Source organism: Neobacillus sp. CF12, assembly GCF_030348765.1.
Taxonomy (GTDB): Bacteria; Bacillota; Bacilli; order Bacillales; family Cytobacillaceae; genus Neobacillus.
Genome location: NZ_JAUCEU010000007.1, coordinates 552,501 through 578,182, shown reverse-complemented (window position 1 = coordinate 578,182; position 25,682 = coordinate 552,501). Strand labels below are relative to the sequence as shown.

General features: G+C 36.7%; 31 protein-coding genes and 1 rRNA gene (1 of these 32 only partly in view). 22 read left to right on the top strand and 10 right to left on the bottom strand.

Going from position 1 to position 25,682, the window contains the following annotated elements:
* Positions 1-52: 52 nt before the first annotated feature.
* Positions 53-715, bottom strand: a complete 663-nt coding sequence (gene yeiL, locus QUG14_RS03000) for a transcriptional regulator YeiL (protein WP_289339068.1) — start codon at positions 713-715, stop codon at positions 53-55.
* Positions 716-851: 136 nt separating this feature from the next.
* Between yeiL and QUG14_RS02995 the strand changes: the two genes are divergently transcribed.
* Positions 852-2,003: a 3-phenylpropionate MFS transporter gene (locus QUG14_RS02995; protein ID WP_289344058.1), complete on the top strand. Its 1,152-nt coding sequence runs from the start codon at positions 852-854 to the stop codon at positions 2,001-2,003.
* A 78-nt stretch (positions 2,004-2,081) separates the two neighbouring features.
* On the opposite strand, the gene QUG14_RS02990 is transcribed toward QUG14_RS02995, so the two are convergent.
* Entirely contained in the window at positions 2,082-3,149 is a 1,068-nt protein-coding gene (locus tag QUG14_RS02990) for a sulfite oxidase (RefSeq protein ID WP_289339067.1), read from the bottom strand.
* A 172-nt stretch (positions 3,150-3,321) separates the two neighbouring features.
* On the opposite strand from QUG14_RS02990, the gene QUG14_RS02985 reads away from it, so the two are divergent.
* The 9 genes from QUG14_RS02985 (at position 3,322) to QUG14_RS02945 (ending at position 11,399) form a co-directional block, all read left to right on the top strand.
* Complete coding sequence (locus QUG14_RS02985) at positions 3,322-4,032, top strand: YjjG family noncanonical pyrimidine nucleotidase (protein ID WP_289339066.1); 711 nt, start codon at positions 3,322-3,324, stop codon at positions 4,030-4,032.
* Positions 4,033-4,056: 24 nt separating this feature from the next.
* Positions 4,057-4,581 carry a GNAT family N-acetyltransferase gene (locus QUG14_RS02980; RefSeq protein WP_289339065.1) on the top strand — a complete coding sequence of 175 codons (525 nt, stop codon included), beginning with the start codon at positions 4,057-4,059 and terminating at the stop codon, positions 4,579-4,581.
* A 128-nt stretch (positions 4,582-4,709) separates the two neighbouring features.
* Positions 4,710-5,324, top strand: a complete 615-nt coding sequence (locus tag QUG14_RS02975) for a DedA family protein (protein WP_289339064.1) — start codon at positions 4,710-4,712, stop codon at positions 5,322-5,324.
* A 126-nt stretch (positions 5,325-5,450) separates the two neighbouring features.
* Positions 5,451-6,146, top strand: a complete 696-nt coding sequence (locus tag QUG14_RS02970; protein ID WP_289339063.1) for a response regulator transcription factor — start codon at positions 5,451-5,453, stop codon at positions 6,144-6,146.
* On the top strand, positions 6,139-7,245 hold the full coding sequence (locus QUG14_RS02965) for a sensor histidine kinase (protein WP_289339062.1): 1,107 nt from the start codon (positions 6,139-6,141) through the stop codon (positions 7,243-7,245). Before QUG14_RS02970 ends, QUG14_RS02965 begins: the two co-directional genes overlap by 8 nt.
* 101 nt (positions 7,246-7,346) lie before the next feature.
* Positions 7,347-8,222, top strand: coding sequence for a VanY-A/VanY-F/VanY-M family D-Ala-D-Ala carboxypeptidase (gene vanY, locus QUG14_RS02960; protein ID WP_289339061.1), 876 nt, complete (start codon positions 7,347-7,349; stop codon positions 8,220-8,222).
* A 355-nt stretch (positions 8,223-8,577) separates the two neighbouring features.
* Entirely contained in the window at positions 8,578-9,318 is a 741-nt protein-coding gene (locus QUG14_RS02955; protein WP_289339060.1) for a TerC family protein, read from the top strand.
* Between the two features lie 73 nt (positions 9,319-9,391).
* Positions 9,392-10,204, top strand: coding sequence for a VOC family protein (locus QUG14_RS02950; protein ID WP_289339059.1), 813 nt, complete (start codon positions 9,392-9,394; stop codon positions 10,202-10,204).
* 340 nt (positions 10,205-10,544) lie between these two features.
* Positions 10,545-11,399: a P-loop NTPase family protein gene (locus QUG14_RS02945; RefSeq protein WP_289339058.1), complete on the top strand. Its 855-nt coding sequence runs from the start codon at positions 10,545-10,547 to the stop codon at positions 11,397-11,399.
* Positions 11,400-11,450: 51 nt separating this feature from the next.
* Here QUG14_RS02945 and QUG14_RS02940 read toward each other — a convergent pair whose 3' ends face one another.
* Positions 11,451-12,152 carry a Na-translocating system protein MpsC family protein gene (locus QUG14_RS02940; RefSeq protein ID WP_289339057.1) on the bottom strand — a complete coding sequence of 234 codons (702 nt, stop codon included), beginning with the start codon at positions 12,150-12,152 and terminating at the stop codon, positions 11,451-11,453.
* Positions 12,153-12,302: 150 nt separating this feature from the next.
* On the opposite strand from QUG14_RS02940, the gene sda reads away from it, so the two are divergent.
* The 3 genes from sda to QUG14_RS02925 all read left to right on the top strand — a co-directional run bounded on the left by sda (position 12,303) and on the right by QUG14_RS02925 (position 13,646).
* Positions 12,303-12,449 carry a sporulation histidine kinase inhibitor Sda gene (gene sda, locus QUG14_RS02935; protein ID WP_289339056.1) on the top strand — a complete coding sequence of 49 codons (147 nt, stop codon included), beginning with the start codon at positions 12,303-12,305 and terminating at the stop codon, positions 12,447-12,449.
* A gap of 270 nt (positions 12,450-12,719) precedes the next feature.
* Positions 12,720-13,208, top strand: a complete 489-nt coding sequence (locus QUG14_RS02930; RefSeq protein WP_289339055.1) for a GNAT family N-acetyltransferase — start codon at positions 12,720-12,722, stop codon at positions 13,206-13,208.
* Between the two features lie 15 nt (positions 13,209-13,223).
* Positions 13,224-13,646, top strand: coding sequence for a DUF1801 domain-containing protein (locus tag QUG14_RS02925; protein WP_289339054.1), 423 nt, complete (start codon positions 13,224-13,226; stop codon positions 13,644-13,646).
* A 105-nt stretch (positions 13,647-13,751) separates the two neighbouring features.
* On the opposite strand, the gene QUG14_RS02920 is transcribed toward QUG14_RS02925, so the two are convergent.
* Positions 13,752-14,588 carry an RMD1 family protein gene (locus tag QUG14_RS02920; RefSeq protein ID WP_289339053.1) on the bottom strand — a complete coding sequence of 279 codons (837 nt, stop codon included), beginning with the start codon at positions 14,586-14,588 and terminating at the stop codon, positions 13,752-13,754.
* A gap of 181 nt (positions 14,589-14,769) precedes the next feature.
* Between QUG14_RS02920 and QUG14_RS02915 the strand changes: the two genes are divergently transcribed.
* Complete coding sequence (locus tag QUG14_RS02915) at positions 14,770-14,904, top strand: hypothetical protein (protein ID WP_289339052.1); 135 nt, start codon at positions 14,770-14,772, stop codon at positions 14,902-14,904.
* A 35-nt stretch (positions 14,905-14,939) separates the two neighbouring features.
* Here the strand turns inward: QUG14_RS02915 and QUG14_RS29710 are convergent, their stop codons facing one another.
* A complete protein-coding gene (locus QUG14_RS29710) occupies positions 14,940-15,641 on the bottom strand; it encodes a cell wall hydrolase (protein ID WP_353961058.1) in 702 nt (233 codons plus the stop codon).
* Positions 15,642-15,959: 318 nt separating this feature from the next.
* On the opposite strand from QUG14_RS29710, the gene QUG14_RS02905 reads away from it, so the two are divergent.
* Positions 15,960-17,159 (top strand): MFS transporter, encoded by a 1,200-nt coding sequence (locus QUG14_RS02905; RefSeq protein WP_289339051.1) that lies wholly within the window; start codon positions 15,960-15,962, stop codon positions 17,157-17,159.
* Between the two features lie 3 nt (positions 17,160-17,162).
* On the opposite strand, the gene QUG14_RS02900 is transcribed toward QUG14_RS02905, so the two are convergent.
* The 3 genes from QUG14_RS02900 to QUG14_RS02890 all read right to left on the bottom strand — a co-directional run bounded on the left by QUG14_RS02900 (position 17,163) and on the right by QUG14_RS02890 (position 18,629).
* The gene (locus QUG14_RS02900) at positions 17,163-17,633 is read right to left on the bottom strand and encodes a divergent PAP2 family protein (protein WP_289339050.1); all 471 of its coding nucleotides are present in this window, start codon (positions 17,631-17,633) and stop codon (positions 17,163-17,165) included.
* 130 nt (positions 17,634-17,763) lie between these two features.
* Complete coding sequence (locus QUG14_RS02895) at positions 17,764-18,021, bottom strand: HPr family phosphocarrier protein (RefSeq protein ID WP_289339049.1); 258 nt, start codon at positions 18,019-18,021, stop codon at positions 17,764-17,766.
* Between the two features lie 365 nt (positions 18,022-18,386).
* Positions 18,387-18,629 (bottom strand): glutaredoxin family protein, encoded by a 243-nt coding sequence (locus QUG14_RS02890; RefSeq protein WP_289339048.1) that lies wholly within the window; start codon positions 18,627-18,629, stop codon positions 18,387-18,389.
* Between the two features lie 285 nt (positions 18,630-18,914).
* Here QUG14_RS02890 and QUG14_RS02885 point away from each other — a divergent pair, with 285 nt between their 5' ends.
* Complete coding sequence (locus QUG14_RS02885) at positions 18,915-19,637, top strand: TerC family protein (RefSeq protein WP_289339047.1); 723 nt, start codon at positions 18,915-18,917, stop codon at positions 19,635-19,637.
* Between the two features lie 82 nt (positions 19,638-19,719).
* Here the strand turns inward: QUG14_RS02885 and QUG14_RS02880 are convergent, their stop codons facing one another.
* Positions 19,720-20,496, bottom strand: coding sequence for a class I SAM-dependent methyltransferase (locus tag QUG14_RS02880; protein WP_483310696.1), 777 nt, complete (start codon positions 20,494-20,496; stop codon positions 19,720-19,722).
* Between the two features lie 165 nt (positions 20,497-20,661).
* Between QUG14_RS02880 and QUG14_RS02875 the strand changes: the two genes are divergently transcribed.
* On the top strand, positions 20,662-21,540 hold the full coding sequence (locus QUG14_RS02875) for a proline iminopeptidase-family hydrolase (RefSeq protein WP_289339046.1): 879 nt from the start codon (positions 20,662-20,664) through the stop codon (positions 21,538-21,540).
* A gap of 63 nt (positions 21,541-21,603) precedes the next feature.
* Here the strand turns inward: QUG14_RS02875 and QUG14_RS02870 are convergent, their stop codons facing one another.
* Complete coding sequence (locus QUG14_RS02870) at positions 21,604-22,152, bottom strand: hypothetical protein (protein ID WP_289339045.1); 549 nt, start codon at positions 22,150-22,152, stop codon at positions 21,604-21,606.
* A gap of 236 nt (positions 22,153-22,388) precedes the next feature.
* On the opposite strand from QUG14_RS02870, the gene QUG14_RS02865 reads away from it, so the two are divergent.
* The 5 genes from QUG14_RS02865 to QUG14_RS02845 all read left to right on the top strand — a co-directional run.
* Positions 22,389-22,889 (top strand): NUDIX hydrolase, encoded by a 501-nt coding sequence (locus tag QUG14_RS02865; protein WP_289339044.1) that lies wholly within the window; start codon positions 22,389-22,391, stop codon positions 22,887-22,889.
* Between the two features lie 5 nt (positions 22,890-22,894).
* On the top strand, positions 22,895-23,281 hold the full coding sequence (gene crcB / locus QUG14_RS02860) for a fluoride efflux transporter CrcB (RefSeq protein ID WP_289339043.1): 387 nt from the start codon (positions 22,895-22,897) through the stop codon (positions 23,279-23,281).
* Complete coding sequence (gene crcB / locus QUG14_RS02855) at positions 23,278-23,634, top strand: fluoride efflux transporter CrcB (RefSeq protein ID WP_289339042.1); 357 nt, start codon at positions 23,278-23,280, stop codon at positions 23,632-23,634. The genes crcB (QUG14_RS02860) and crcB (QUG14_RS02855) overlap by 4 nt, the downstream gene beginning before the upstream one ends.
* 82 nt (positions 23,635-23,716) lie before the next feature.
* Positions 23,717-23,857: a hypothetical protein gene (locus QUG14_RS02850; protein ID WP_289339041.1), complete on the top strand. Its 141-nt coding sequence runs from the start codon at positions 23,717-23,719 to the stop codon at positions 23,855-23,857.
* Between the two features lie 308 nt (positions 23,858-24,165).
* Positions 24,166-25,682, top strand: a 16S ribosomal RNA gene (locus QUG14_RS02845); it runs 33 nt beyond the window's last position.

Sequence of the window (25,682 nt, the reverse complement as noted above, 5' to 3'; positions counted from 1 at the left end):
TTTTCTATCAAATTAGAAATCGACTTTTTACATTATTGATAAAATGAAGATATTAAACCTCCTTTGCTAATTCTTGCAGACGTTCTTTGTCTCGTATCTTATAGCCCCGTCCTTGTTTTTCAATGATATTTGATTCACACAGTTGAGCTAAAACGTGAAGGAGATGACGATATGAAACACCGAGATATTCACAAACCTCTGTGTGTTTTTCTTTGTAGTTATCGTTATCTGCTGACAAAAGGATGAAGGCAGCAAGTCGATTAATAAGGGGAAATGCTTGATCTTGAGCATACCTAGAGGTAATCATCGTCTGCTTTTTACTTAAAAAAATGCATAAATATTTTAAAAAAGTAGCGTCTTGCAATAATTTGTCTTTACACGCGTGAATTGGAATGGCAAGACAAATGACCTGAGTTGCTGTTTGGATTCCTCTCGAATACCGTTCCGCATTTAATAGTTCAATTTCACCCATGAAAGTAGGAGGGTGTAAAAAATTGAGGAGTGACACTTTTCCGTTTTTTTGCGTAACGTATAATTTTGCCTTTCCCTCAACAAGATAGAACATATAGTCAGGCTGGGAGCCTTCCTTAAAGATAAATTCGCCACGTTCAAACTGGCACACTTGAATAAAAGGAGTAATCGGAAAAGAAAAAAGTGATTCAATAGGGTATTTTTCGATATAGTAACTCCGCATAGGTTCCATTAAAAATTGCATTTTGCCCTCCGGGTAAAAATATGAGATATCTCATATAATTGTATGTATTTACGTGCTATGATGCAATGGATACGGAGGGATCAACTTGAATAATCAACAAACTTTAAAACAAATGTCTAATCCAAAAAAATTAGTAATGAGCAATCAACGGTGGATGTCACTGAACTTTTTCGTGTTTTTCCTAACTTGGGGAATATTTTTACCTTACTGGACTGGCTGGCTCGTTCAAGCTAAAGGACTTAGTGTAACGGAAGCCAGTGTAATAATGGGATTTGGCTTATTAGCGCGGGGGGCATCATCACTGTTCGTTTTCCCTTTGGCATCCAAGTATTTAAGCAGTCAAACCGTTATTTTTGTTTTGACAGCGGGTTCACTTGTAGCTGCGCTCATGCATATACCTTCATCGACCTTCGCTACACTTTTTGTAGTAACAATGTTGTTTAGTATTGTGTTCCCACCCTTGCTGCCTGCACTAGATACCGCAGCAGGAACCTTAGTGCAACAAGGGGACGTTCATTATGGAAAAAGTCGTTCGTATGGATCTATTGGGTTTATCGTTTCGGTGCTCATCATTAGTATGATAACAGGGTATTTCGGGGAACAAGCTATTCTCGGTAGTATGGTAATTGGTCTATGTTTCATGCTCTTCATGCGACTCTTGCCGACACCGCCAGTACTGTTAGCAAAGCCAAAGGTGAAGGAGCTCACCGAGTCGCTTACGTTGAAAAATCTCTGGAAAATAAAAAGTTTTCCCATTGTTTTACTTATTGTCATATTACTGCAAGGAGCACACGCTTCCTATTATAATTATGGATATATTTACTTGCAGGAATTAGGCGTGAATAAATATTATATCGGAATGATTATAAATATTGCAGTACTTTTCGAAATTATTTGCTTTTTGAAGGCAGATCGACTGTTTACTAACTGGAAGCCTTCATCATTACTAATCCTCGCAGCAGCTGGATCCACGTTACGGTGGGTACTAGTATTTATCTTTCCTAATGTGTGGGTTTTTATGATCTCACAAAGCTTACATGCACTTTCATTTGCAGTAGCACATTATGCGTTTATGGTTTATATCACAAAAAATTTACCGAAACAGCAAATTCCAAATGCGCAGGGAATTTATTCGGCTCTTGCTTTAAGCTTTAGTACCGCTGTTTTAACATTGATAGGAGGATTTTTATACGAAATCTCTCCAAACCTTTCATTTTTATCGATGGTTATATGTACGGGGCCAGCAATATTGATCCTTCTAGCGACAAGAAGGAAGTACCAGTACTAATATCATTCGATCCCCCTCCCATTGTTAAGAATGGGAGGGATTTTAAAAAAAGAACAGGGAATTCAGTTTCCTGCTCTTTTATTCAATTTTCACCTTAATTTTATCGAATGCATTGTATCCATACCCATTTCGATTCCAATTAGCTTCGGATGGTTGAGTTTGACCATAAGAATCGGTCGCTTTTGATAAAATTGTAAAATCACCCTTTTCCATAACATTCCATTCATAAGACCAAGAAATCCATTTGTAGCTTGGATTTGTATCATCTACCTTCGCATTGGACCATGTAAAACCATGATCGGTACTGATTTCCACCTTTGTTATGAATCCTTTGCCAGTCCATGCAATACCTTTGATTTCATGCTTACCAGTATTCAGACGTTTCAGATTTAACGGTTTTTGAATCGTCGAATTTACATTCATGGTGGTAACGGGTTGTGCTCCATTATCATTGAAATGATTTGGATAATACATATAATCAATGCTCTGATAAGGTCCTGTAAAATGAGAATCAATAATACTGATTTGTTTGATCCATTTGACAGACGCCATGCCATACCATTGTGGAACAATTAACCTCAATGGATATCCATGTTTAAATGGAATAGGCTTATGATTATATTCATAAGCAATAATCGTATCAGAATGTAGAGCCTTCTCCAGTGGTAAACTCCTAGCATAAGCGAAATTCTTGTCTAGGTCCGTACGTTTTCCAAAATCATACCCTTCCACGATCACTTCTTTGGCTCCTTTTTTTATACCTGAGATTTCAAGCAGGGTACGTAAAGGGACACCTTTCCAAATTCCTTGACTAATGGCACCCTTTTCCCATTGTTCTCCAAATACTATAGGTTCAAAGAAACTACGCTTATTTCCTGAACATTCAAGGACAATCTCTAAGCTTTTCGAGGGTAGCTGAAGTATCGTTTGCATGGAAAGCAGCATTGGCTTTGTAACTAATCCAATTATGGGGAGAAAAAAGTTTGAATAGGTAAGCTTTGGATAAGAAAAGTGGTTCCGTCTGTAGAATAAATGGTTTTGGATTATATCATTCTCTATAAATTGAATCGGTGTTTCTTGATTTTCAGGTTGTAAACTTCGTGTTAGTAAAAAAGGCTTTACAACAGGATGTTTGGGATCAGCCATACTATCCTCCTTTTAAGAAAGAGTTAATAATATTGTATGTTTTATGTAATTGAATTAGGTTAAATTACGCAGCAAGGCGTTACGGTTAATGCAACTGCCTCTTGCAGTCAAACGTGAGATTCTATTAAACTATTACACAATGGGTTTATAAATATACGATGGAGAGATACTTTTGAAAAAATATAAAACTTTGTTATTTGATGTAGATGATACCTTATTGGATTTCGGTGCAGCTGAAAAATTAGCTTTAGAACTTCTATTCAAGGAGCAAAATATTCCTCTGACCTCTGAATTGGAAGATCATTATAAAAAAATTAACCAAGAACTCTGGAAAAGGTTTGAAGCAGGAGAATTGGGTCGAGATGAGGTTGTCAACACACGATTTTCTATTTTTTTTAATGAGTATGGAAAAGAAGTGGATGGGCCTAGTCTCGAAAAAAACTACCGTAGTTACTTAGAACAAGGTCATCAACTTGTTGATGGGGCTATTGAACTAATCACAGAACTCTATCGAGATTATGATTTATATATCGTCACAAACGGAGTTTCCAAGACCCAAGATAAGCGGTTACGAGATTCAGGTTTATATCCACTATTTAAGAAAATCTTTGTATCTGAGGACACAGGTTATCAAAAGCCAATGAAGGAATTTTTTGATTTTGTATTTGCAAGAATTCCTCATTTTGAAGGGGCACAGGCATTAATCATCGGTGATTCTTTGAGTGCTGATATTAAGGGAGGGGAGCTGGCAGGTTTGGATACATGCTGGTTTAATCCTAATATGAAAGAGAATGATACGAAGATTCGTCCAACCTATGAAATCAACAAACTAGATGAGCTGAACAGAATATTAGATGTGAAAAATCGTCTTTGCACATGTTAATCAAGGTAAGAAGGAGCTGAGAGTATGGACTTAAAATATGAAATCATACAGCATGAAGAGATTGAACAATGTAGAGATTTATGTAATGAACTCATGACTTTTCAAAAATCAAAAGCCAATCTATCACCTGAGTTGTTTGATAACATGAATTTTGATACACGAATGGTTCCTTCTATAAAAAATGCATTACATAATTTTATCGTAGGCGTTAAAGATGGTGAGAAAATGGTAGCCTATGTCTATTCAAATATCTCTCCAAAAGAAACTTATTCAAATGACTTCGCAACCTTTTTTGATCTATCATCAGTAAGTAAAAAAAATGTAGGTTGCCTCTCGCAATTTTTTATAAAAGAAGAATATAGACAGTATGGAATTGGTTCTAAGCTTTTTAATATGTCAATGGACTGGTTGAAGCAATTTGATGATGTCGAGGATTATTTTATTTTTGTCTCAAATGGCAATGATAACGCATTGGAATTCTATAATCGAAAAGGATTTTCGGTGAGTCATATGATTTTGGATGGTTTTATTACTGTTTTACGAAAATAGCAGTGGTAGTTTTAATTATCCCTCCCCATATACACCTCAAGTCTTAGATAAACTTACTACTTCAGTATCTTCATGAAAATAAATATCTCCTCTATACTATGAATACATGATTAAATGGAGTGAGATGTATGACAGAAGCAATCCTGTCCCTTATAGAAGAGTGGGGGTTATTGGGAGTACTAATCTCCTTATTTATTGAAGGAAGTGCACTACCTTTTATCGGATCGTTCATTATGGTTACAGTGGGATTTATTTTAGATTTAACTTGGTTCGAGATAATCTGGATTTCGATTGTAGGTAGCTTTTTGTATGGAGTAGGAAGTTGGATTCCCTACTTTATTGGCTCTAAATTTGGGAAATCTGTTGAAAACAGATTGAGTTATGCAAAAAGAGAAAAATTAGCGAAGGCCAAGGAGGCTTTTAGCAAGAATGGGGTATGGAGCGTTGCCATTTCAAGCCCGCTTCATTTAGGGAATTTTGTCCCATTTTTAGCAGGTATGTCACATATGAACCTCCGAACCTATACAATTTTCACGATGATAGGAATTGCTCCGTCCACCTTTTTGTTTTTAAGTATTGGTCGTTTCTATCCTGGTGATATCCATACAGTAATGAACGCAATTACCGATTATCAGGTATTACTTATTATTTTATTTGGACTCATTACCTTAATTAATATTGTTATAAAAATATTGATTCATCGCCAGCAAAAAAAATTAATGAAACAGAATGTGATGAGCTAAAACACCCAAAAAAGGTGTTTTTTCTTTTTCACAAAAAGTAGAGTACCAACCTGAATTAGGTTAATACTTTCTTAGCCTGAAGCAATCGATTATAATTTCAATGATGAATGTAATAGGAGTGTCTGGATGAATAATATTTCGATTTTGGTAGTAGATGATGAAGAAGAGATTGCAAATTTAATTGCCATCTATCTTGAAAAGGAAGGTTTTCGTGTAATAAAAGCATTGGACGGGCAAGAGGCCATACATATAGTCCAGACTCAAATAATTGATTTAGTTATATTGGATATCATGATGCCAAAGCTGGATGGATTTGAAGTAACGCGTCTGATACGTGAACAACATAATATGCCGATCATTTTTTTGAGTGCTAAAACATCTGATTTTGATAAGGTTCACGGACTCGTGATTGGTGCAGACGATTACATGACGAAACCGTTCACCCCGATTGAATTGGTGGCTCGTGTAAATGCACATTTGCGCCGATTTATGAAGTTGAATCAACCAAAAGTAAATCAACAATCAATCCTAGAATTTGGTGGTCTTGTTATTTCTCCTGAACAACGGACTGTTACTCTATACGGTGAAAATATCGACCTAACTCCGAAGGAATTTGAAATTTTATTGTTACTAGCCCGTCAACCTAAGAAAGTGTTTAGTGTAGAAAATATATTTCAACAGGTATGGGGCGAAGCCTATTATGAAGGGGCTAATACTGTAATGGTCCATATCCGTACACTGAGAAAAAAACTTGAGGAAGATAAACGGAAAAACAAATTAATTAAAACAGTATGGGGAGTCGGGTATACATTCTATGGGTAAAATCGTAAGAAGTTTCCGTGCAAGGATGATCCTCTTATTTGGAATAAGCATTTTTTTGTCAGGTACCATAACATACATAATCTTTAAGGGACTTCAATGGTTTTATCACACTTGGGTTCAATGGGGCGATCCGCTAGCACTGCTTCGGTTATTTATGAGCACTATTGGGGACGTAAATTTCTTTTTACTGTTCTTTATTCCTCTTTCAATTTTGTTTTTCTATTTACTAACGAAGCCCTATACCGTCTATTTTAATGAAATTTCCAATGGAATACACTATCTGGCAAAAGGGGATTTTAAACATCGGGTTTATATTCAATCGAATGATGAATTTAGTAAAATTGCACATGACATTAATCTTGCTAGTGAAAAATTAGAAGAAGCTGTTCAAAGAGGAGATTTCTCGGAAAGTAGTAAGGATCAATTAGTTGTAAATTTAGCACATGATTTAAGGACACCGCTTACCTCTGTTATCGGATATTTGGATTTAATCCTTAAAGATAACCAATTAACTGAAGATCAAGCTAAACATTATTTAACCATTGCTTTTACCAAATCACAGCGTTTAGAACGACTGATTGATGAATTATTTGAAATTACGAGAATGAATTATGGTATGTTACAAATTGAGATAAAGCAGCTTAATGTAAGTGACCTACTTCATCAATTAAGGGAAGAAATGTATCCAATCTTTGAAAAAAATGAATTGATGGCTCGTATCAATATTCTATCTCCTTTACCTATTTTAGGTGATGGAGAACTGTTAGCACGTGTGTTTGAAAACCTGTTAACCAACGCAAGCCGGTATGGAGTGGATGGTCAATATGTTGATATTAACGGTTTTATCGAGGAAGGGGAAGTAGTTGTTCAGGTTGTGAATTATGGAGACAGTATTCCTCCGAATGAACTTCCGCATATCTTTGATATGTTTTACACCGGAGACAAAGCGAGGACACATCAAGATGATAGTACAGGGCTTGGCTTATTCATAGCAAAGAATATTGTCGAGCAGCATCATGGTTCGATTACTGTAGATAGTAGTTTCATTCGGACGGTATTTGAAGTGCGTTTACCACAAGAGATTAAACCAATGGATTAAATTAAGTGAAAAACTTAAGAAAAATTTAAACTTTACCCCACTTTTTATTTAAAGTGTTTTTCCTATTCTATTAACAAGATAGATATAGGAGGATACTGAAAATGAAGAAGTGGGGATTTTTATTGTTAGTATTATTAAGTTTGGGAATTACAGTAGTAAATAAAACAGAGTTTTTTAATGATCAAGTAGAGATTAAACATTATGAGCCAAATCATAAATTAGATGAAAGTGGAGCATCTGAAAGTACTCAATTGCTAGAGATAAAGGAGGAACTAGTTTATCAAGGAAATTTACTTTTGGTCAACAATGACTGTCCTATTCATGAAGAAAGTATAAAATCTGATGTTGTAAAATTATTTGAACACCACGAATTAACAGAAGGATATGATCTCTTAGATCGTGAAATTTTGTTGTCAGAAGAAGTCGCTAATGAGTTTTCAGAGATGATAAAAGTTGCAGAGGAGGAAGGGGTTCGTCACTTTTCAATTAATAGCGGCTATCGCGATTTTAATGAACAGAATCTGCTTTTTCAAACAATGGGGTCTGATTTAGCTTTGCCTGCTGGCCATAGTGAACATAATTTAGGTTTATCGTTGGATGTAGGTTCGACTCTAATGAAAATGAGTGAGGCTCCAGAAGGTAAGTGGATCGAAAAAAACGCTTGGAAATACGGTTTTATTTTGCGTTATCCAAAGGATAAAACACATGTTACTGGAATTCAATATGAACCGTGGCATATCCGCTATGTGGGATTGCCTCACAGTGCAATCATACAGGAAAAGAATTTAGCCTTAGAAGAATATATGGATTATCTGAAAGATGAAAAAACAATTTCTGCTACTGTTAATGGAGAAGAGTATACGGTTACATATTACCCGATTTCAGGTAATACGACTATTAGGATACCGAGGAATAGAAAATATGAGATTTCAGGAAATAATATGGACGGAGTAATTGTTACAGAATACGAATCATAAAAGGAAGTATGAGTATATCTAATTTGGTTTTAATGAGAGTAAATTTGCTTATCCGAGAGTATTTTTGGCTATGTGAGAGTAAATCCTGCTTATCTGAGAGTAATTTTCGTTATGTTAGAGTAAATCCGCTTATCCGAGAGTATTCTTCATTACCCGAGAGTAAATCCTGCTTATCCGAGAGTAATTTTCATTATCAGAGAGAATATATGCATATTGGTGGAAATCTCCAAATAAAATTTACTAAATTTTTTTCGTAATGGAAATTTTTATCATCATATTAGTGCAAAATAGTATTAAACGGGTATATACATACTTTATACTATTACTGTGATGTAATCTTATTTAGGGGGATAAAATGGAACTTTCTTTATTATTAGAGTATGGTTGGGTTTTACTGATTTTGATTTTGTTAGAAGGCTTATTATCCGCTGATAACGCTTTGGTGCTGGCGATTATGGCAAAGCATTTACCAGAAGAACAGCAAAAAAAAGCAATTAATATTGGATTGTTATTAGCTTTTATCTTTAGAATTGGTGCCATTTTTATTATTTCGTTTTTGTTTCATGTTTGGTGGATTCAAGCGATAGGAGCAGCATATTTAATTTTCATCGCATTAAAACACTTGCTTAAAAAGGATCATGGCGGTAAAGAGAAGGCAGGAAAAAGCTATCGAGCAACTGTGGCTCAAATCGCTTTAGCTGATATTGCCTTTGCTGTTGATTCCATATTAGCAGCAGTCGCTCTCGTTATCGCGTTGCCAGGTACGCCAATGCGTGAAATTGGTGGAATGGATGGTGCGCAATTTATTGTCATCTTAATCGGTGCAATCGCAGGATTAATCGTGATTCGGTTTGCCGCAGGATTCTTTGTTAAAGTTCTGACAGAACGCCCTAGCCTTGAAACAGCAGCGATGTTACTTGTTGGCTGGGTTGGAGTTAAGCTATTAATGCATACACTCGCGCATCCGGCATTACACATCATTCCTCATGATTTCGTAGAAGGTCCGATTTGGAATACCATCTTTTGGACTGTTATGCTTCTTATTGCTTTAGGTGGCTGGTTCTTATCTGGAAAGAAAACAGAGCAATCTACGTAAGGAATTTCATCATAGAGAAATGGCTTGGAACCACATCAAGCCATTTTTTTATGTATTTGGAAAGGGTGTAAGTATGAAATTTTCATTTGATCATTTAGTCTGGTTTCAACATAAACCTGAAAATGCGATACAACATCTTTCAGAAAAAGGAATCCATGTTGTACACGGCGGCCGTCATGAAACATGGGGAACCTACAATACTCTCAGTTATTTTGATTTAAGCTATATTGAATTTTTGGGGATTGAACAACGATCAATCGCTGAACAACATGAAGAAAATCGATTAATTACCCAAATTGTTCAGCAGCTGTCTAAAGAAAATCGGGAAGGTCCTGCTAAAATAGCGATTCGAGTAGATCAAATTAACGAATTAGCTATAAAGCTAGAAAATGACGGTTTTACCGTTTACGGTCCACTTCCAGGACAACGTGTAACTGCAAGCGGGCAAGTAATCAGATGGACTCTTCTTTTCATCGACGATCAACCAGACCTGCTATCTTTTCCTTTTTTCATCCAATGGGAAAAAAGCGATAAGGAGCGAAGGTCAGCGTTTAAGGAACAAGGAATGTTAGAAAGGCATAGCGGAGCAAATTCCAAATTTGACAGTGTCTGCTTTGTTGTAAGGGATTTAGAAGAAACGATAAGAACTTGGGGAAGGTTATTAAACCTAACACCGAGTAAAGAGTTCAGGGACGAGGTTTTACATGCACGATGTCAAAAATTAGAATTGCCTGGCACCCATCTTTTATTTTGCACACCGATTGAAAAAGGACCAGCAGAACAGGTTTTAAATGAAAGAGGAGAAAAACCTTTTTTAGTCAACGTAAGTGAAACAAATCAAAATAGCTTTTTTGAATTGTTAAATGGCTATTGGCGATTTCAATAAATTTAGGGTTCAAAAAGCATTGACATGAAATTCCAGTTGACATTATACTAAGGTTAGTTATTTTAAGGAGGTTATCTGTGAAAATGTTGAACTAATCCCATCTATGGCCGTTTTTAATACGAACCATTTACACTCTCTGTCGATGAGTGAACGGGATTACTATGCCATTTTTTACGGATATCGAACCTTGCTGACTTCAAAAATAATAAACTTTTATGTTTATTTATAGGGAGTAGTTTGTTTCGTTCTGTTAACCATGTCATAACAATCTAAATTCACAAGTCGCAGAGAAATCTGCGATTTTTTTATTGTTGAAAAATAAAACAAAGGAGACTTTTCCATGGTAAACTCAAAGTTAATTTTAGTAGAGGGATTACCCGGTTCAGGAAAATCCACAACAGCAGGAATTACAAATGATATTTTAAAACAAATGAATGTCGAAACAAACTTGTATCTTGAGGGAAATGTGGACCATCCTGCCGATTATGAAGGAGGCTCTTACTTCACAAAAACTGAATTTGCCCAACTTTTGGAACAGTATAAGGAAGTGCAGTCCATTTTAGAAAATCACGCCCTTGAACGTTGTAATGGATTTGTATTGCCGCAATATAAGTTGAAACAAGATCTAGATGAAACGATGGTTCCTGATTCCTTTTGGGATTACATTTGGAATCATGATATCTATGAACTGCCTTTAGAGAAGAACATTGAATTAATAACCGATAAATGGCAAAGGTTCGTAGAACAGGCGAAGTCAGGAAACCAAACGTATATATTTGAATGCTGCTTCATACAAAATCCTGTAACCATTGGAATGATTAAGTATGGTGTCTCTATGGACGTTGTCATGAATTATGTAAAACAATTAGCTGATATCATTGAGCCTTTAAATCCCGTTCTACTATATGTAGACCAACAAGATTTGTCGCATTCCTTTAAAAAGGCTGTACAAGAAAGACCAAAAGAATGGTCTACTGGTTTTATGGATTACTACAATAATCAAGGCTACGGGAAAATACATGGTGCTCAAGGGATCGAAGGAACCATTTCTGTTTTGGAAGCCAGAAAACAAGTAGAATCCTCTATTTTTCATGCATTAAACATTAATAAATATAAAATCGATAATAGCCAGTTTGAGATGGATTCTTACAAAAATAGAATCATGGAAATATTTATGAATACTGTAAAAATGTAATGATTGGAATCAGAGTGCATATTGCCTCTGATTTTATTTATTACCTACAAATTATTTTGTTGGATTTGTGACCAATACAATCACACTCTTATCTAAATCAAAGTCCCAATCGACAAAAATATCAATGACTTTGGTATCCAAGATCCTTTCAAAATGGTTATTGTTATGAAGCAAACTTTTCTCAAGTGTTCGCTTTGCTAACTTGAGCTGCTCCCGCATTCCTTGTCTGATTAATTGCTTTTCAATTCTAACCAATATCCCATTACGAATTACAAGGAACGATCGGTGATTCAATTGGCATGCGTAAATCTCATCAGGCTTCTTTTCTGATTCTGAGCTTAAATTTATTATCTCATTTATAAGTTCAGCCTTCCCAATAAACTCTTCTTCAATGGGAATGTCAATACCGGTTGAATCCGTGCAAATGCCAGTAAACATTGCTGATTTATTATGTAAACCCCAATCATAGTAGAATTCTCGGATTTCCATTCCGGTAACAATCTTAATATAAGCTTTTATTTCAGGAATAAGGGTGTGCATGACTAAATCTCTAGTTTGTTGAACCGTTTCTTCTTGTTTTTGATTCATAAGTACCTTTTCTGTAGGAGATAGAAAATTTCGAATATAGAAGATAATAAAGGTTTTGCCAAGCGAAACATACACCGATTCTGGCCCTTTACCAAAATGATCACGCAGAATCTTACTAATATAGCTGCTTAACTCCCCAGTTTGTTTATAAATTGGTGACTCCATTTTTGTGAACTCCTTTTTAAAGAGACTAGATATATAAACCTAGCATACCCTTAACACTGGAAATAATTAGCATGGTTTGTTGTACGGAATAAAAATATAATTAATGTAGGTGAAGGGATTAAAAAGCCATTCGCTTTTGAGGAGTAGGATATGTTTTCAAGCATGAGCAATAAAGTTTTAGTAGAAACCTATAAAAATGCAGTAAAGCTTAAGCTAGACGAAGATTTTATTATTTTGTTAGAAGAAGAAATAAATCGAAGAGGGATACAAGTAGATAAGGTAGAAAGAATGGTGTAAGCCATAGCTATTTACTGAAAAAATTTTCTAGCCTTCTTCCTACGCGATTAAAAATTATATGTAATAAGAATGGCGAATGGCTTTTTGCTCTTCACTTCTTTTAACATTTTTGTCCGAAAAATTATCAGACTACTTTTACTTTTTAAAAAGCTGGGATAACCTAGCTTTTTTTCTTTTATTTTCTTACCATCTCATTAAATAGTTTTGTATAATTTTATATAATAAGAAATTGATATAAATATAGGAAATATAATAATTGGAGTGCATGGAATGTTAATTATACGTAACGTAACGATGAATGATTTACCTGACCTAGTAATTATTGAACACATTTGCTTTCCAATAGAAGAAGCAGCTACAGAAGCAGCGCTTAAAAAGCGTATTCAATTCATTCCAGATAGTTTTTTTGTAGCAGAAGAGGGCGGGGTAATTGTGGGTTTAGTTAATGGCCCAGTAATTGAAAGGGAATTTATTACTGATGATTTATTTGAGGAGATTAAGAAGAACCCAGCTTTCGGCGGTCATCAAACGGTTTTAGGAGTTGCAGTTACTCCTCATTTTCAAACAAGAGGAGTGGCAACAGCGTTACTATTACATCTTGAAAAAGAAGCAAAAGCGAAAGAACGTGAAAGTATCACACTTACCTGTAAAGAAGATTTAATCCGATTTTATGAGAATTTAGGATACCATAATAGGGGTGTTTCGAAATCGGAGCATGGTGGAGTAACCTGGTACAACATGATAAAAAAATTACAGTAGTGAGGATAGATATGTATGTATGAATTAAAAACTAAACAAACAGACAATAGTGTCATTGAGTTTATTGAGCAAGTGGATAGCCCCAAAAAGCGTGAAGATGCTTATAGATTATTGGATATCTTCACAGAGACTACTGGATTTGAAGCGAAAATGTGGGGACCAAGTATTATTGGTTTTGGATCCTATCATTACAAATATGAATCAGGTCATGAAGGGGATGCACCTCTAGTTGGCTTTTCTCCTAGGAAAGCGAAAATCAGCTTGTATTTTGCACCCGGGGACAAGAAAAGGGAAGAATTATTAAAGGAATTTGGAAAACATACAAGTGGAAAAGCATGTGTATACATCAATAAAGTAGCAGATATTAATGAAGATGTCTTAAAAGAATTGATTAAGCAATCAATCACATTTTTAAATGAAATGTACTCAAATCAATAATAACTTAGAGTCCCTTGTTTTTTTTAAAGGGACTCTATTTCAATTCCTGCAGGCTTGGATGGAACACAAACAAGAGGACAATCTATAATAAAAAAATGAATTGGGTCAAGGCAGCAAGCCAAAAATACCTAATAAAGACAGAACAATTTCAAAGAGGATCAAAATCACGATGATCCATTCCACAAATAGTCCACGAATGGAGTGGCTGATCGTTGAAAAACCATCCATGATGTTATAAAGTATTTCAGTTTTACTTTTTAGTATCTTATACCGATCATTCAGTTCAAAAAACTCGAGCATTCTGTCATAAAATTCACCAGCGGTACTGCTTGTCCAGGTAATATCAGGCTTATCGAGAATCATGATATAGGCAAGGGTATTATACTCGTGGCGGATAATTTTTGCTGTCGTTCTTGCTAGTTCCTTATTCCCGATTCGCAATTTGCCTTTTTCCAAGCGGTCAATCATCGTCTCAAGCTTATCATTAATTTGCCCAAGTTGTTCCTCCGTTTTTTCCAATGCTACTGACTTAGCTAGGACGGTCGAAATTAATTCAGGATAATAACTCTCATATTCAGGTACGACCACATATTCGTCCGTCAATTCAATGGTTTCAGTTTCCTTTACATGAAGGCTGTAATCATCACTATATCTAGCAGCACTATTGACATCAATATCCTGCTCAAAGGAGTAGAGGTAGTTTAAAAGCGTGGTGATCTCATTTGGAGAAGTATGATTTATAAAGACAATGCTCCCGAAAGAAAAAATAAGTACCATTTGTGTCTCGTCTACATTTCTTAATAGGATCGATTTTAGAATATCTCCTCTTAATATTAATGGCTCCTCCCAAGTGAATTTCTTCGGAATTCCACAATGAACGGCGATTTTGTTTAAATCTATCTCATTTGTAATCGCAAAAGCTTTAAAGGTTAGATCTCTCATATTCACCACTCATTTCTTTTTATCATAGTATATGAGCCATGCAGTAAATTTAATGAAGGATATGTGGAAAATTAAATAAGGGGTCAAAAATAAAGTGAGATCTAAGGTGACATATGTAAATTATTTAAGCGTAATACTTTCTCCGTAATGTTAAATACTAAAATTAAAAGGAGAGATGTTTATGGACCAATTAAAGGACTATGTCGCAGCAGATTTGTCGTCAAATTTAGTTAGTGAAATCAAATCACTTGAAGAGAAATTAAGTGAACAAGCGAATAAAGAAGTTGTCGTAATCGCATACGAAAAAGACAAATAATGCGAAAAAAAGAGCCGTTGCTACGGCTCTTTCATTTATTTTGCAAATACATGATTTCCAACAGTCTTTACCACTTCACGTGTTGTAATCCATGTATCTGTTGCGATTTCTGGATTATAAAAATATACACTATCATTTAAAGTATCTTGTCGAGTTAAAGCTTCCTCTACTGCTTGAATGGCTTCATCTGAAGCGGGCTCGTTAATTTCACCATTTTGCACAGGTGAAAAGGCATAAGCGTCACCAACAACTTCATGAATAACTTCTGTTACGGTATTAGGAAATTCAGGTGAATCCACTCGGTTTAATACGACCGTTGCAACGGCTACTTTACCTTCATAGCTTTCACCCTTAGCTTCAGCCTCTACTAACCTCGCGAATAAGTCTTTCTCTTCATTTGAAATCGTAACTGCAGGTGGTTCTGATTCTGGAGCAGCCATTTCAGTTTCTGATGATTGTGGTTCTGTAATTGCTATTGCTTCTACTTCAGTATCTTGAGATTGTTTTTCAAAGAGATCCGGTTTATAAGGAATGTATTCCTTTTCTTCATCATATTGTTTATCTTTTTCTTTCATTTCATACATGATCGGACCATATGCTTGTCCAATTTCGGCCAGGCTGTCTACATTTACAATTTGATATTCCGTAATCGCTTCAACGGTTGTATTGTGTAATCCGATAAATGCAAATGTAGCAACACAAGCTACAGTAATTTTTTTAAAATATTTGTTTTTCATGTGTGTGCTACCTCCTGTTGTTTTGTCTGATATAACACTAACATGGGCTAGTACACGTTATACAGAACGTTAAGGTTACATTTCTTTATAGTTTGATGAACAACATTACAGCAAAGGGGACAATATGACATTATGCCTATTAAACTGTAATATTCAACCCAATTTTACGGTATAGAGGAATATTTTGTATAAGTACTAAGAGGGAGGATGTGTTTTTGAAAACTATTTCTATAATCTAATATTTCGGAAATGAAAATAAATTGTCATTGTGATACGATTAGCATATTAAATTTATAAAAATATTGGAGATGGATTTGCATGCTGATTTGGAAGCGTAATTTATGGGTGCTATGGATTGGAGTATTTTTTACTTCAGCAAGTTTTTCCATGGTTATCCCGTTCTTGCCTATATTCCTGCTTCAAATTGGTGTGCATGAACACACGGAAGTTTGGTCAGGTCTTTTATTTAGCGCTGCTTTTTTTGCCGGAGCAATCGCTTCACCGTTCTGGGGGAGAGTGGCTGATAAATTTGGTAGAAAGCCGTTGTTAATCCGAGCAGGATTAGCTCTTTTCGTCGTCTATACGTTAACTGCCTTTGTTACAAATCCGTATCAGCTGTTAGGATTGCGCATTATGCAGGGGTTGTTAAGTGGCTTCATTCCAGGTGCAATTGCCTTAGTGGGTACCAATACACCTAGCAATAAAGTAGGATACGCATTATCGATGATTTCCTCTGCTTCTGCTTCTGGTGGAATTGTCGGACCGCTATTAGGAGGAGGAATTGCTTCGTTAGTGGGGAATCGAGTTGCGTTTGGCAGTGCAGGAATGTTTGCGCTCATTTCTACACTCCTTGTTATCTTTTGGGTGACGGAGGAAAACTTTACTCCTAGCAAAGAAAAGGGTTCGGTCATGAATGATTTTAAAGTAGCAGCGTCAAATCGTTCCTTAATGCTCGTACTCGCTTTAACAGCCATCACATCAGGTTCTATCATGACCATTGAACCTGTTCTTCCTTTATATATAGTAGATTTAGGTGGCACATCGCAGCATGCATCGTTACTAGCAGGGATTGTTTTCTCCCTTCCTGGTATTGCTAGTGTCATCTTCGCTCCGATGTGGGGAAGATGGGCTGATAAAGTTGGTTTCCAAAAGGTATTGTTCATCGGGCTAATGGGTGGAGGAATCGGAACCATCGCCCAAATTATCTTCAGTAATATTTGGGGCTTCTCCGTCACTCGGTTCATTTTTGGTATCTTTTTCTGTGCCGTATTCCCTGCTTTAAATGGGCTAGTTGTAAAGGCCACACCAAAAGATTTCCGCGGCCGTGCATTTGGATTACACCAAACCTCCAATCAAATTGGGGGGATGATTGGCCCAATTATCGGTGGGCTCCTTGGTGGTATTTTTCCTGTTCAGACGGTGTTTGTCGTAACAGGAATTCTACTTCTCGCCGCAACAGGATTGGCTTATTGGAATGCTAATGACTTAAAACGAGAGTGGAAAGTAAAAAGTACCTAACAACTAAAATGGGTATAAATAATATGTCATTAAGCCAACAATGATTCCTGTTATAGCCCCAAAAAAGACTTCTGTTGGTTGATGTCCTAATAATTCTTTTAACTTTTCTCTAGACTCCGGTTTCTTTAAATTGGGGTCTTTTAGCGTTTCAATCAGACTGTTAAAGTCGGCTAATAAGGTGTTCAGTATTTCCGCATGATAGCCTGCATGTCTCCGAACTCCCATCGCATCATGCATGACGATTGCGGACACGACAACGCAGATAGCAAACTCATTCGATTGCCATCCAGACATTAATCCAATAACCGTAGTTAATGAAATAATCATGGCAGTATGGGAACTTGGCATTCCGCCAGTGCTGAACATAAGATTCCACCTTAATTCCTTTGAGGCTAAAAAGTGTATCGGTATTTTTACGAATTGGGCAATGAACATTCCTAAAAATGCAGCCAAAATAGGACAGGATAAAAACATAAGATACCTCCTGGAGAAATTGTATTTATTCTTATCATAACAAAAAGAATCCATAACCGGAGGGGAATGAAGAAAAGAAAAACAAAAAGTAAGAGTGACACAAAGGTCGCCCTTACTATTTTAGTTAATCTTATTTTAATGTGTCGATTGTATCTATTAATTGTTTAAGTGCTTCATGATCGTCGGAACCTGATGCTTCTAACAGAAGTTCAGCATTATTAGGGATGGCCAAAGACAGAACGCCCATAATTGATTTGCAGTTAACTCTATGCCCATTGTAGGTGAGATAAACATCTGACTCAAATTGCGATGTTACCTGAACCAACTGGTTGATGGCACGGCTGTCTAAACCAGCCTTTCTTTTAAGCTGTATTGTTTTTAAGACCATTGAGGAAACCCTCCTTATTATTCTTGTTAATTAATTCACACTCTTTTATGTATGAATGATAACAACGAAATATGATACATTTACTCATTTGGCCTTGTCTAATGCAACAATTGTATGTGAGATTATTATACAAAGAATTTGACGTAATTTTTAAGGTTAGAGAAGAGGGACATGGAATGGAGTGGAGTGACCCATACTTGAGAGGTAAATGAGATTCGGTCACACCAACATGTCTGGAGTGACCCAAACTTGAAAAATGAAAGGGTTTCGGTCACTCCAACAGATCTGGAATGACCGAATAACAAAAAGCATAGCAAAAACAGTCACTCCAGTAGTAATTCTGAAGTGACCGTTAAATATGTTACTTAAATTCCTAGAATTTCCCCTAATTTTTCCTGGTCAAAACCCAAAACAACTTCAGTACTATTCCCATCACTTATCACAGTAGCTGGTGTAGCAGATGCACCTAACTCAACAATTTCATCGAGATATTTTGGGTTTTCTCTTATATTTTTTTCCTCAAATTCAATTCCATTATCTTTTAACCAAAGTTTTTCAGCAGTACATGGACCGCAGCTTTCCTGGGTGTATATAACAACCTTCCGCATACTCATTCCTCCTTCGTTCAACATACCAATATTTTAAACCATTTCATTTTAAAAAGTCTCATTACATGCTTTGAAAAACAAACTAGCAGTTCGCTACCAATATGATAGCAACTGCTAGTTTGTTGATAGGATAGATAAAAAGAAGTAGAATCATGGGTTTCGTCCACAAAACACCTCTTTCATGTATGTATTGCTCATATAATTATTTGATAAACATACATATACAATAAGAAGACAAGCAGTTTTACTTTGTAAAAATAATGAAAAGGAGATAAGCATAAGAGGATGGAGTTCTTACAAGAAATCATTGCGAATTATGGTTCATTTTTATCATTAGACGCCTTGGGAAAAGTATTAACAGATCCAGCAAGTTGGGGAGTCATTGGCACTTTGGTGATTCTAGAAGGATTATTATCTGCTGATAATGCGTTAGTTCTTGCTGTACTGGTAAAACATTTGCCAGAAGAACAGCGTAAGAAGGCACTATTTTACGGAATTATTGGTGCTTATCTTTTTCGTGTAATCGCAATTGGAATAGGTGTTTCGTTAGTAAATATTGGCTGGGTCAAAATCGTTGGCGGTCACTATCTTCTTTGGCTTGTACTTCAGAACTTTATTAATAAAAGAGATGGAGAGGAAGAGCTTCAAACAAAGAAAGTGGGTTTTTGGAGCACTGTCTTAACTGTAGAACTTATGGATATTGCTTTTAGTATCGATAGTGTTATAGCCGCATTTGGTGTATCTAATCAAGTTTGGGTACTATTTCTAGGCGGAATCCTAGGGATATTAATGATGCGTGGTGTTGCACAATTATTCTTAGCCCTGATTGAAAGAATACCTGAATTTGAAACTACAGCATTTGTCTTAATCGGTATGATTGGATTGAGAATGATAGCCGCAGCTTTTGGATTCCAACTGCACGAAGTTATCTTTTTCAGCCTGTTAATTGGAATCTTCTTTGGAACATTCCTTGTCCATTTTTTAAAAGCTAAGGTGGCAACAAAGTAAAAGTCTGAACAATTATGTTCATAAAATATAAAAATGACTATCAGAGAGTGTAAAGTTGATAGTCATTTTTTGTTATATAGCATTATTCATTCTTTAACCCAATCACACGAATTCGTTTGTAATCAGCAACCCATCTTCCATCTTTATATAATGTATCTTTTAATTCTTCCTCTATCTTCATTATTATTTTATCTTTTCTTCTTTCATCAATATCATTAAAAAATTGGCTGCCAAACATCTCAATCCAATTTCTTAATCCATTTTCTCCATCTAAAGGAGTAGGTCTATCAAAGTGCTCTGCAAAGGTGACCCTGAATCCTACTTCTTCCATCAATGATGAATATTCACCAATACTTGGGTAATACCAAGGGAATTGTTCCTTATTAAATTCAATTCCAGTTTGATTTATTTGGTTAATTATTTCATTTGTTATGGTTTGAACGTTACCTCTACCACCAAATTCAGCAACAAACCTTCCACTTGGTCTTAAGCTTTGGTAAATACAGTTTAATGCTTGTTTGGGTTGTTTTACCCAATGTAGAGTTGCATTAGAGAAAACTACGTCAAATTCATTCGTGTATCCTAGGTTTGTCACATCTCGTACTACAAATTTTATTTCCGGGTATTTCATTGAGGCTTGGGAGATCATATTTTGGGATTTGTCTACGCCGATAACATTACCACTCATAACACACAATCTATTCGCCAAATCTCCTGTTCCACATCCAAGATCTAGTATTTTCTCACCTTTTCTTATCTCTAATAAGTCAATTAGATTATTTCCATAATTAGAAACAAATGAATGGTTTTCGTCATAAAAAGTTGCATTCCAATTGTCTTTATCGTTCTGAATCTTCAATCCAATCTCTCCCTTTAGCACTTATTTCAAGTGGGCTCTAGTATTCTGTCAATTATAGTATAATGGAAATATACACCATTATATTAAAAAGTTTTCTAATTATTAAAAATAAGTTACTATTAATAAGGTTATAATATACACTTTTGTCTCTAAGGGGAGGTTTTTATGCGAGAAGAGGGATACATAAATGTTACTGGCGGAAGAGTTTGGTATCAACTATTTAATAAAAATGCTACAGGTACTCCTGTTATCATATTACATGGAGGTCCTGGATCTTCGAGTTACTCATTAGAGGGCTTACAGGCACTCCAAGAAGATAGACCTGTTATATTGTACGACCAATTAGGGTGCGGCCGTTCAGATCGTCCAACTGACACCTCACTATGGCAACTTGATCGCTTTGTTGAAGAGTTGGCTCAAGTAAGAGAAGGTCTTAATTTAGACGAAGTTCATCTATTAGGTCATTCTTGGGGCACAACCCTTTCAGCAGCATACTGTTTAACTAAGCCGAGCGGTGTGAAAAGTGTTATTTTTTCAAGTCCATGTTTGAGTGCACCAAGGTGGGAACAGGACCAATTGGATAATCTTAAAAAGCTTCCTATAGAAATTCAGGAAACAATTAAACGGTGTGAAGAAAACGGAACAACAGACTCGGAGGAATTTAAAGCAGCAATTCAAGAATTTAACAAAGTGTTTGTGTGTCGAATACAGGAAGAGCCAGATCCTGAATGGGTAAAAAAAGGATCAGGATATCGGAATCCTGAAATATACAATATTATGTGGGGTCCATCTGAATTCAGTGTAAAAGGAAACTTAAAATCTTTTGATTGTACAGCACAATTGAATGAAATAACGTGTCCAACTTTGTTTACTTGTGGACGGTATGATGAGGCGACACCCGAATCAACGGAGTACTTTAGCAATCTAGTACCAAATGGAAAATTTCATGTATACGAAAACAGTGCTCATATGGCTTATTTTGAAGAGAAGGAAGAGTTTTTACGAGTAGTAGGAAATTTTTTAAATTCAATCGATCTTGATTAATCTCTAAGAAAAAATCCACATTTTAGGTGGATTTTTTAAGTTCAATGTGTAATTTACTAACTATTACTCGTTCATTCCATCTCGATCTATAGCTACGACCTCTTGTTCTGCTTCTTGTACATCCCGATCTATAGCTACGACTTCTTGTTCTGCTTCTTGTACATCCTGTTCTATAGCTTCGACTTCCTGTTCTGCTACTTGTACATCCTGTTCTATAGCTTCGACTTCTTGTTCTGCTACTTGTACATCCTTTTCTATAGCTTCGACAACATGATCTACTGCTAGGACATCATCATTTTGATGTGAAACGTGGGAATGTTGTTCCGGAACCTGAAATACGTCTACCGCTTGAATAATAGATGGATCATAATATACAAAATCAACTTGTTGGTTATAATCGATTTTCTGTTTTTTAATCTTCGTATCCTCAACATGGATGTCTGAAGATTTATCTTTCCGGTCCTTCTTTTTTTTAACCGACTTGTCCTTATTACGGATGTCTGTAGTTTTATCCTTACGGTGCTTCTTTTTTTCGTAATGCTTGTCCTCAACATGGATGTCTGAAGATTCATCCTCACGGTGCTTCTTTTTATTCTTTCCTTTATCTGGCATTCATTAACTCTCCTTCATTATTTTTGTTTTAATCAAATTAATGGTGTGAATAATCGAATTTGATTTGAATCGTTTTCAATATTCGCACCTTTAAATTGAAATTTACATTATCAGGATATGCATTTGGTTATAGAGATTCCTGCACTATTCGTCCAAAAGTAAACAAGAATAAAGCTAAAAAAAAAATATGGTATAATTCGGTATTACATTATGTATAAAGTTATGGTGGGATATAAATGGATAGAACGACTCAATCTTATATAGCTACAGGCGGGAGAAATATGAATAAGTTCTTTGGAGAGAAAATAAAAGGTTATGAATATCGGCCGAGGCAAGCAGTTTACGGCATTATTTTTAACAATACAAAAGAAGAGCTCTTAACTGTGCAAACTCCTGATGGGTATTACTGGTTACCTGGGGGAGGCATTGAAGGAATAGAAAATCATCACACATGTCTTAGGAGAGAATTATTAGAAGAGACTGGATATGAAATAGAAATTACAGGTTTTGTAGGTAGAGCCAAACAATATTTTATTACTTCTAATGATGATTATGTAGCCAATGACGGGAACTTTTATTTAGTACATTTGTTAACTAAAGTTTCTGAGCCAATTGAAGATGATCACATGATAAGATGGGTACCGGTGAAACATGTTGAGGAAATCCTATACCACCAACATCAAGCTTGGGCAGTAAAAAAGGCGTTAGGATGTTATCTTAATGTGGAAGAGGGCTAATTGGAATGAAATTATTTTCCGTTATGTTTGGTGGGTTTATTGGAGCCATAACTAGGTATAGTATTGGGGAGAGCATAAATATCGAGGATGAGTTTCCTCTTGTAACACTATTAATAAATCTCTTAGGGTGTTTTTTACTTGGTTGGTTCCTTACTTTTATCTCTATAAGAAAAAATATAAGTCCTCAATTCACCTTATTTTTTGGAACGGGGTTTATTGGGTCATTCACTACTTTTTCTACCTTTTCTATAGAGACAATTCTTTTATTTCAAAACGGCCATATAGTTTTTGGTGCCCTATACGTTTTAATTAGTATGATTTTAGGAATTCTGCTGGCACACTTAGGTTTTAAAATAGCATTAATTAGTAGAGAAAAAGGGGAAGCACATTGATTTGGTTAGTAGGTATAGGTGGTTCTTTAGGGGCAGCTGCTAGATATCTTTTGGGAAGTCTTATTAATAGAAGAAAAAACTTTGATCGATTTCCATTGGGGACTTGGGTAATTAATATTTCTGGTTCCTTTTTCTTAGGGCTGCTAGCCCAACTTCATTTGGCAAATGACATTAGCGAATGGTTATGGTTTTTGGTTGGAGTTGGTTTTTGTGGCGCATACACCACTTTCTCAACGTTCGGTTATGAAACGATAACCTTATTGCACTCTAACAAAAAAATATTAGCAGGTATATACGTTTTAGCTTCAGTAGTCGTTAGTACTTTAATGGCAGCGTTAGGTCTTTATCTTTAGCTGCAGATAATATTTATGATTAATTTAAATTAAAGAATGCAAAATAAGAGGGGAAAAAACTTATTTTATTAGGAGGATTTACATGACTAAGAAAAAGTTTACCCCATCATCAGATGTTGACCAAAAGCAATTACTTAATGATAAAGTAGAGAAAGCACGCAAAAACAACTTTGAAGATGATCATGTTCGAAGAGTTACCCCTAACGGCGGGCAAGGAGAATAAAGAAACAGGAGAGGTTGTTGCTGATGCAACAACCTCTTTATTCGTTCTGTTAAATGAAAAATTGGATATTATTTCTATTGAACTGGAGGATGTGAGGGTGTTATTATATAAAAGTTCCCTTCAGAGGAACGTACTTAATAGCAAAAAATATGTTGATAAAAACTTTGGTAATATGATATTATATTTTTTGTCACTTTTCAAAAATAGCAATTTTGTTCTTTGAAAACTAAACAAACAAGAACGTCAACAAACAATTTTTTAGCTTTTTATAAAAGCTAAGCCAACGTAACAAATGAGCTATATCAACTTTCTTGGAGAGTTTGATCCTGGCTCAGGACGAACGCTGGCGGCGTGCCTAATACATGCAAGTCGAGCGAATCTTTAGGAGCTTGCTCCTAAAGGTTAGCGGCGGACGGGTGAGTAACACGTGGGCAACCTGCCTGTAAGACTGGGATAACTTCGGGAAACCGGAGCTAATACCGGATAATCCTTTTCCTCTCATGAGGAAAAGCTGAAAGTCGGTTTACGCTGACACTTACAGATGGGCCCGCGGCGCATTAGCTAGTTGGTGAGGTAATGGCTCACCAAGGCGACGATGCGTAGCCGACCTGAGAGGGTGATCGGCCACACTGGGACTGAGACACGGCCCAGACTCCTACGGGAGGCAGCAGTAGGGAATCTTCCGCAATGGACGAAAGTCTGACGGAGCAACGCCGCGTGAGCGATGAAGGCCTTCGGGTCGTAAAGCTCTGTTGTTAGGGAAGAACAAGTATCGGAGTAACTGCCGGTACCTTGACGGTACCTAACCAGAAAGCCACGGCTAACTACGTGCCAGCAGCCGCGGTAATACGTAGGTGGCAAGCGTTGTCCGGAATTATTGGGCGTAAAGCGCGCGCAGGCGGTCCTTTAAGTCTGATGTGAAAGCCCACGGCTCAACCGTGGAGGGTCATTGGAAACTGGGGGACTTGAGTACAGAAGAGGAAAGCGGAATTCCACGTGTAGCGGTGAAATGCGTAGAGATGTGGAGGAACACCAGTGGCGAAGGCGGCTTTCTGGTCTGTAACTGACGCTGAGGCGCGAAAGCGTGGGGAGCAAACAGGATTAGATACCCTGGTAGTCCACGCCGTAAACGATGAGTGCTAAGTGTTAGAGGGTTTCCGCCCTTTAGTGCTGCAGCTAACGCATTAAGCACTCCGCCTGGGGAGTACGGCCGCAAGGCTGAAACTCAAAGGAATTGACGGGGGCCCGCACAAGCGGTGGAGCATGTGGTTTAATTCGAAGCAACGCGAAGAACCTTACCAGGTCTTGACATCCTCTGACACTCCTAGAGATAGGACGTTTCCCTTCGGGGAACAGAGTGACAGGTGGTGCATGGTTGTCGTCAGCTCGTGTCGTGAGATGTTGGGTTAAGTCCCGCAACGAGCGCAACCCTTGTTCTTAGTTGCCAGCATTTAGTTGGGCACTCTAAGGAGACTGCCGGTGACAAACCGGAGGAAGGTGGGGATGACGTCAAATCATCATGCCCCTTATGACCTGGGCTACACACGTGCTACAATGGATGGTACAAAGGGCTGCAAGACCGCGAGGTTTAGCCAATCCCATAAAACCATTCTCAGTTCGGATTGTAGGCTGCAACTCGCCTACATGAAGCCGGAATCGCTAGTAATCGCGGATCAGCATGCCGCGGTGAATACGTTCCCGGGCCTTGTACACACCGCCCGTCACACCACGAGAGTTTGTAACACCCGAAGTCGGTGGGGTAACCGTAAGGAGCCAGCCGCCTAAGGTGGGACAGATGATTGGGGTGAAGTCGTAACAAGGTAGC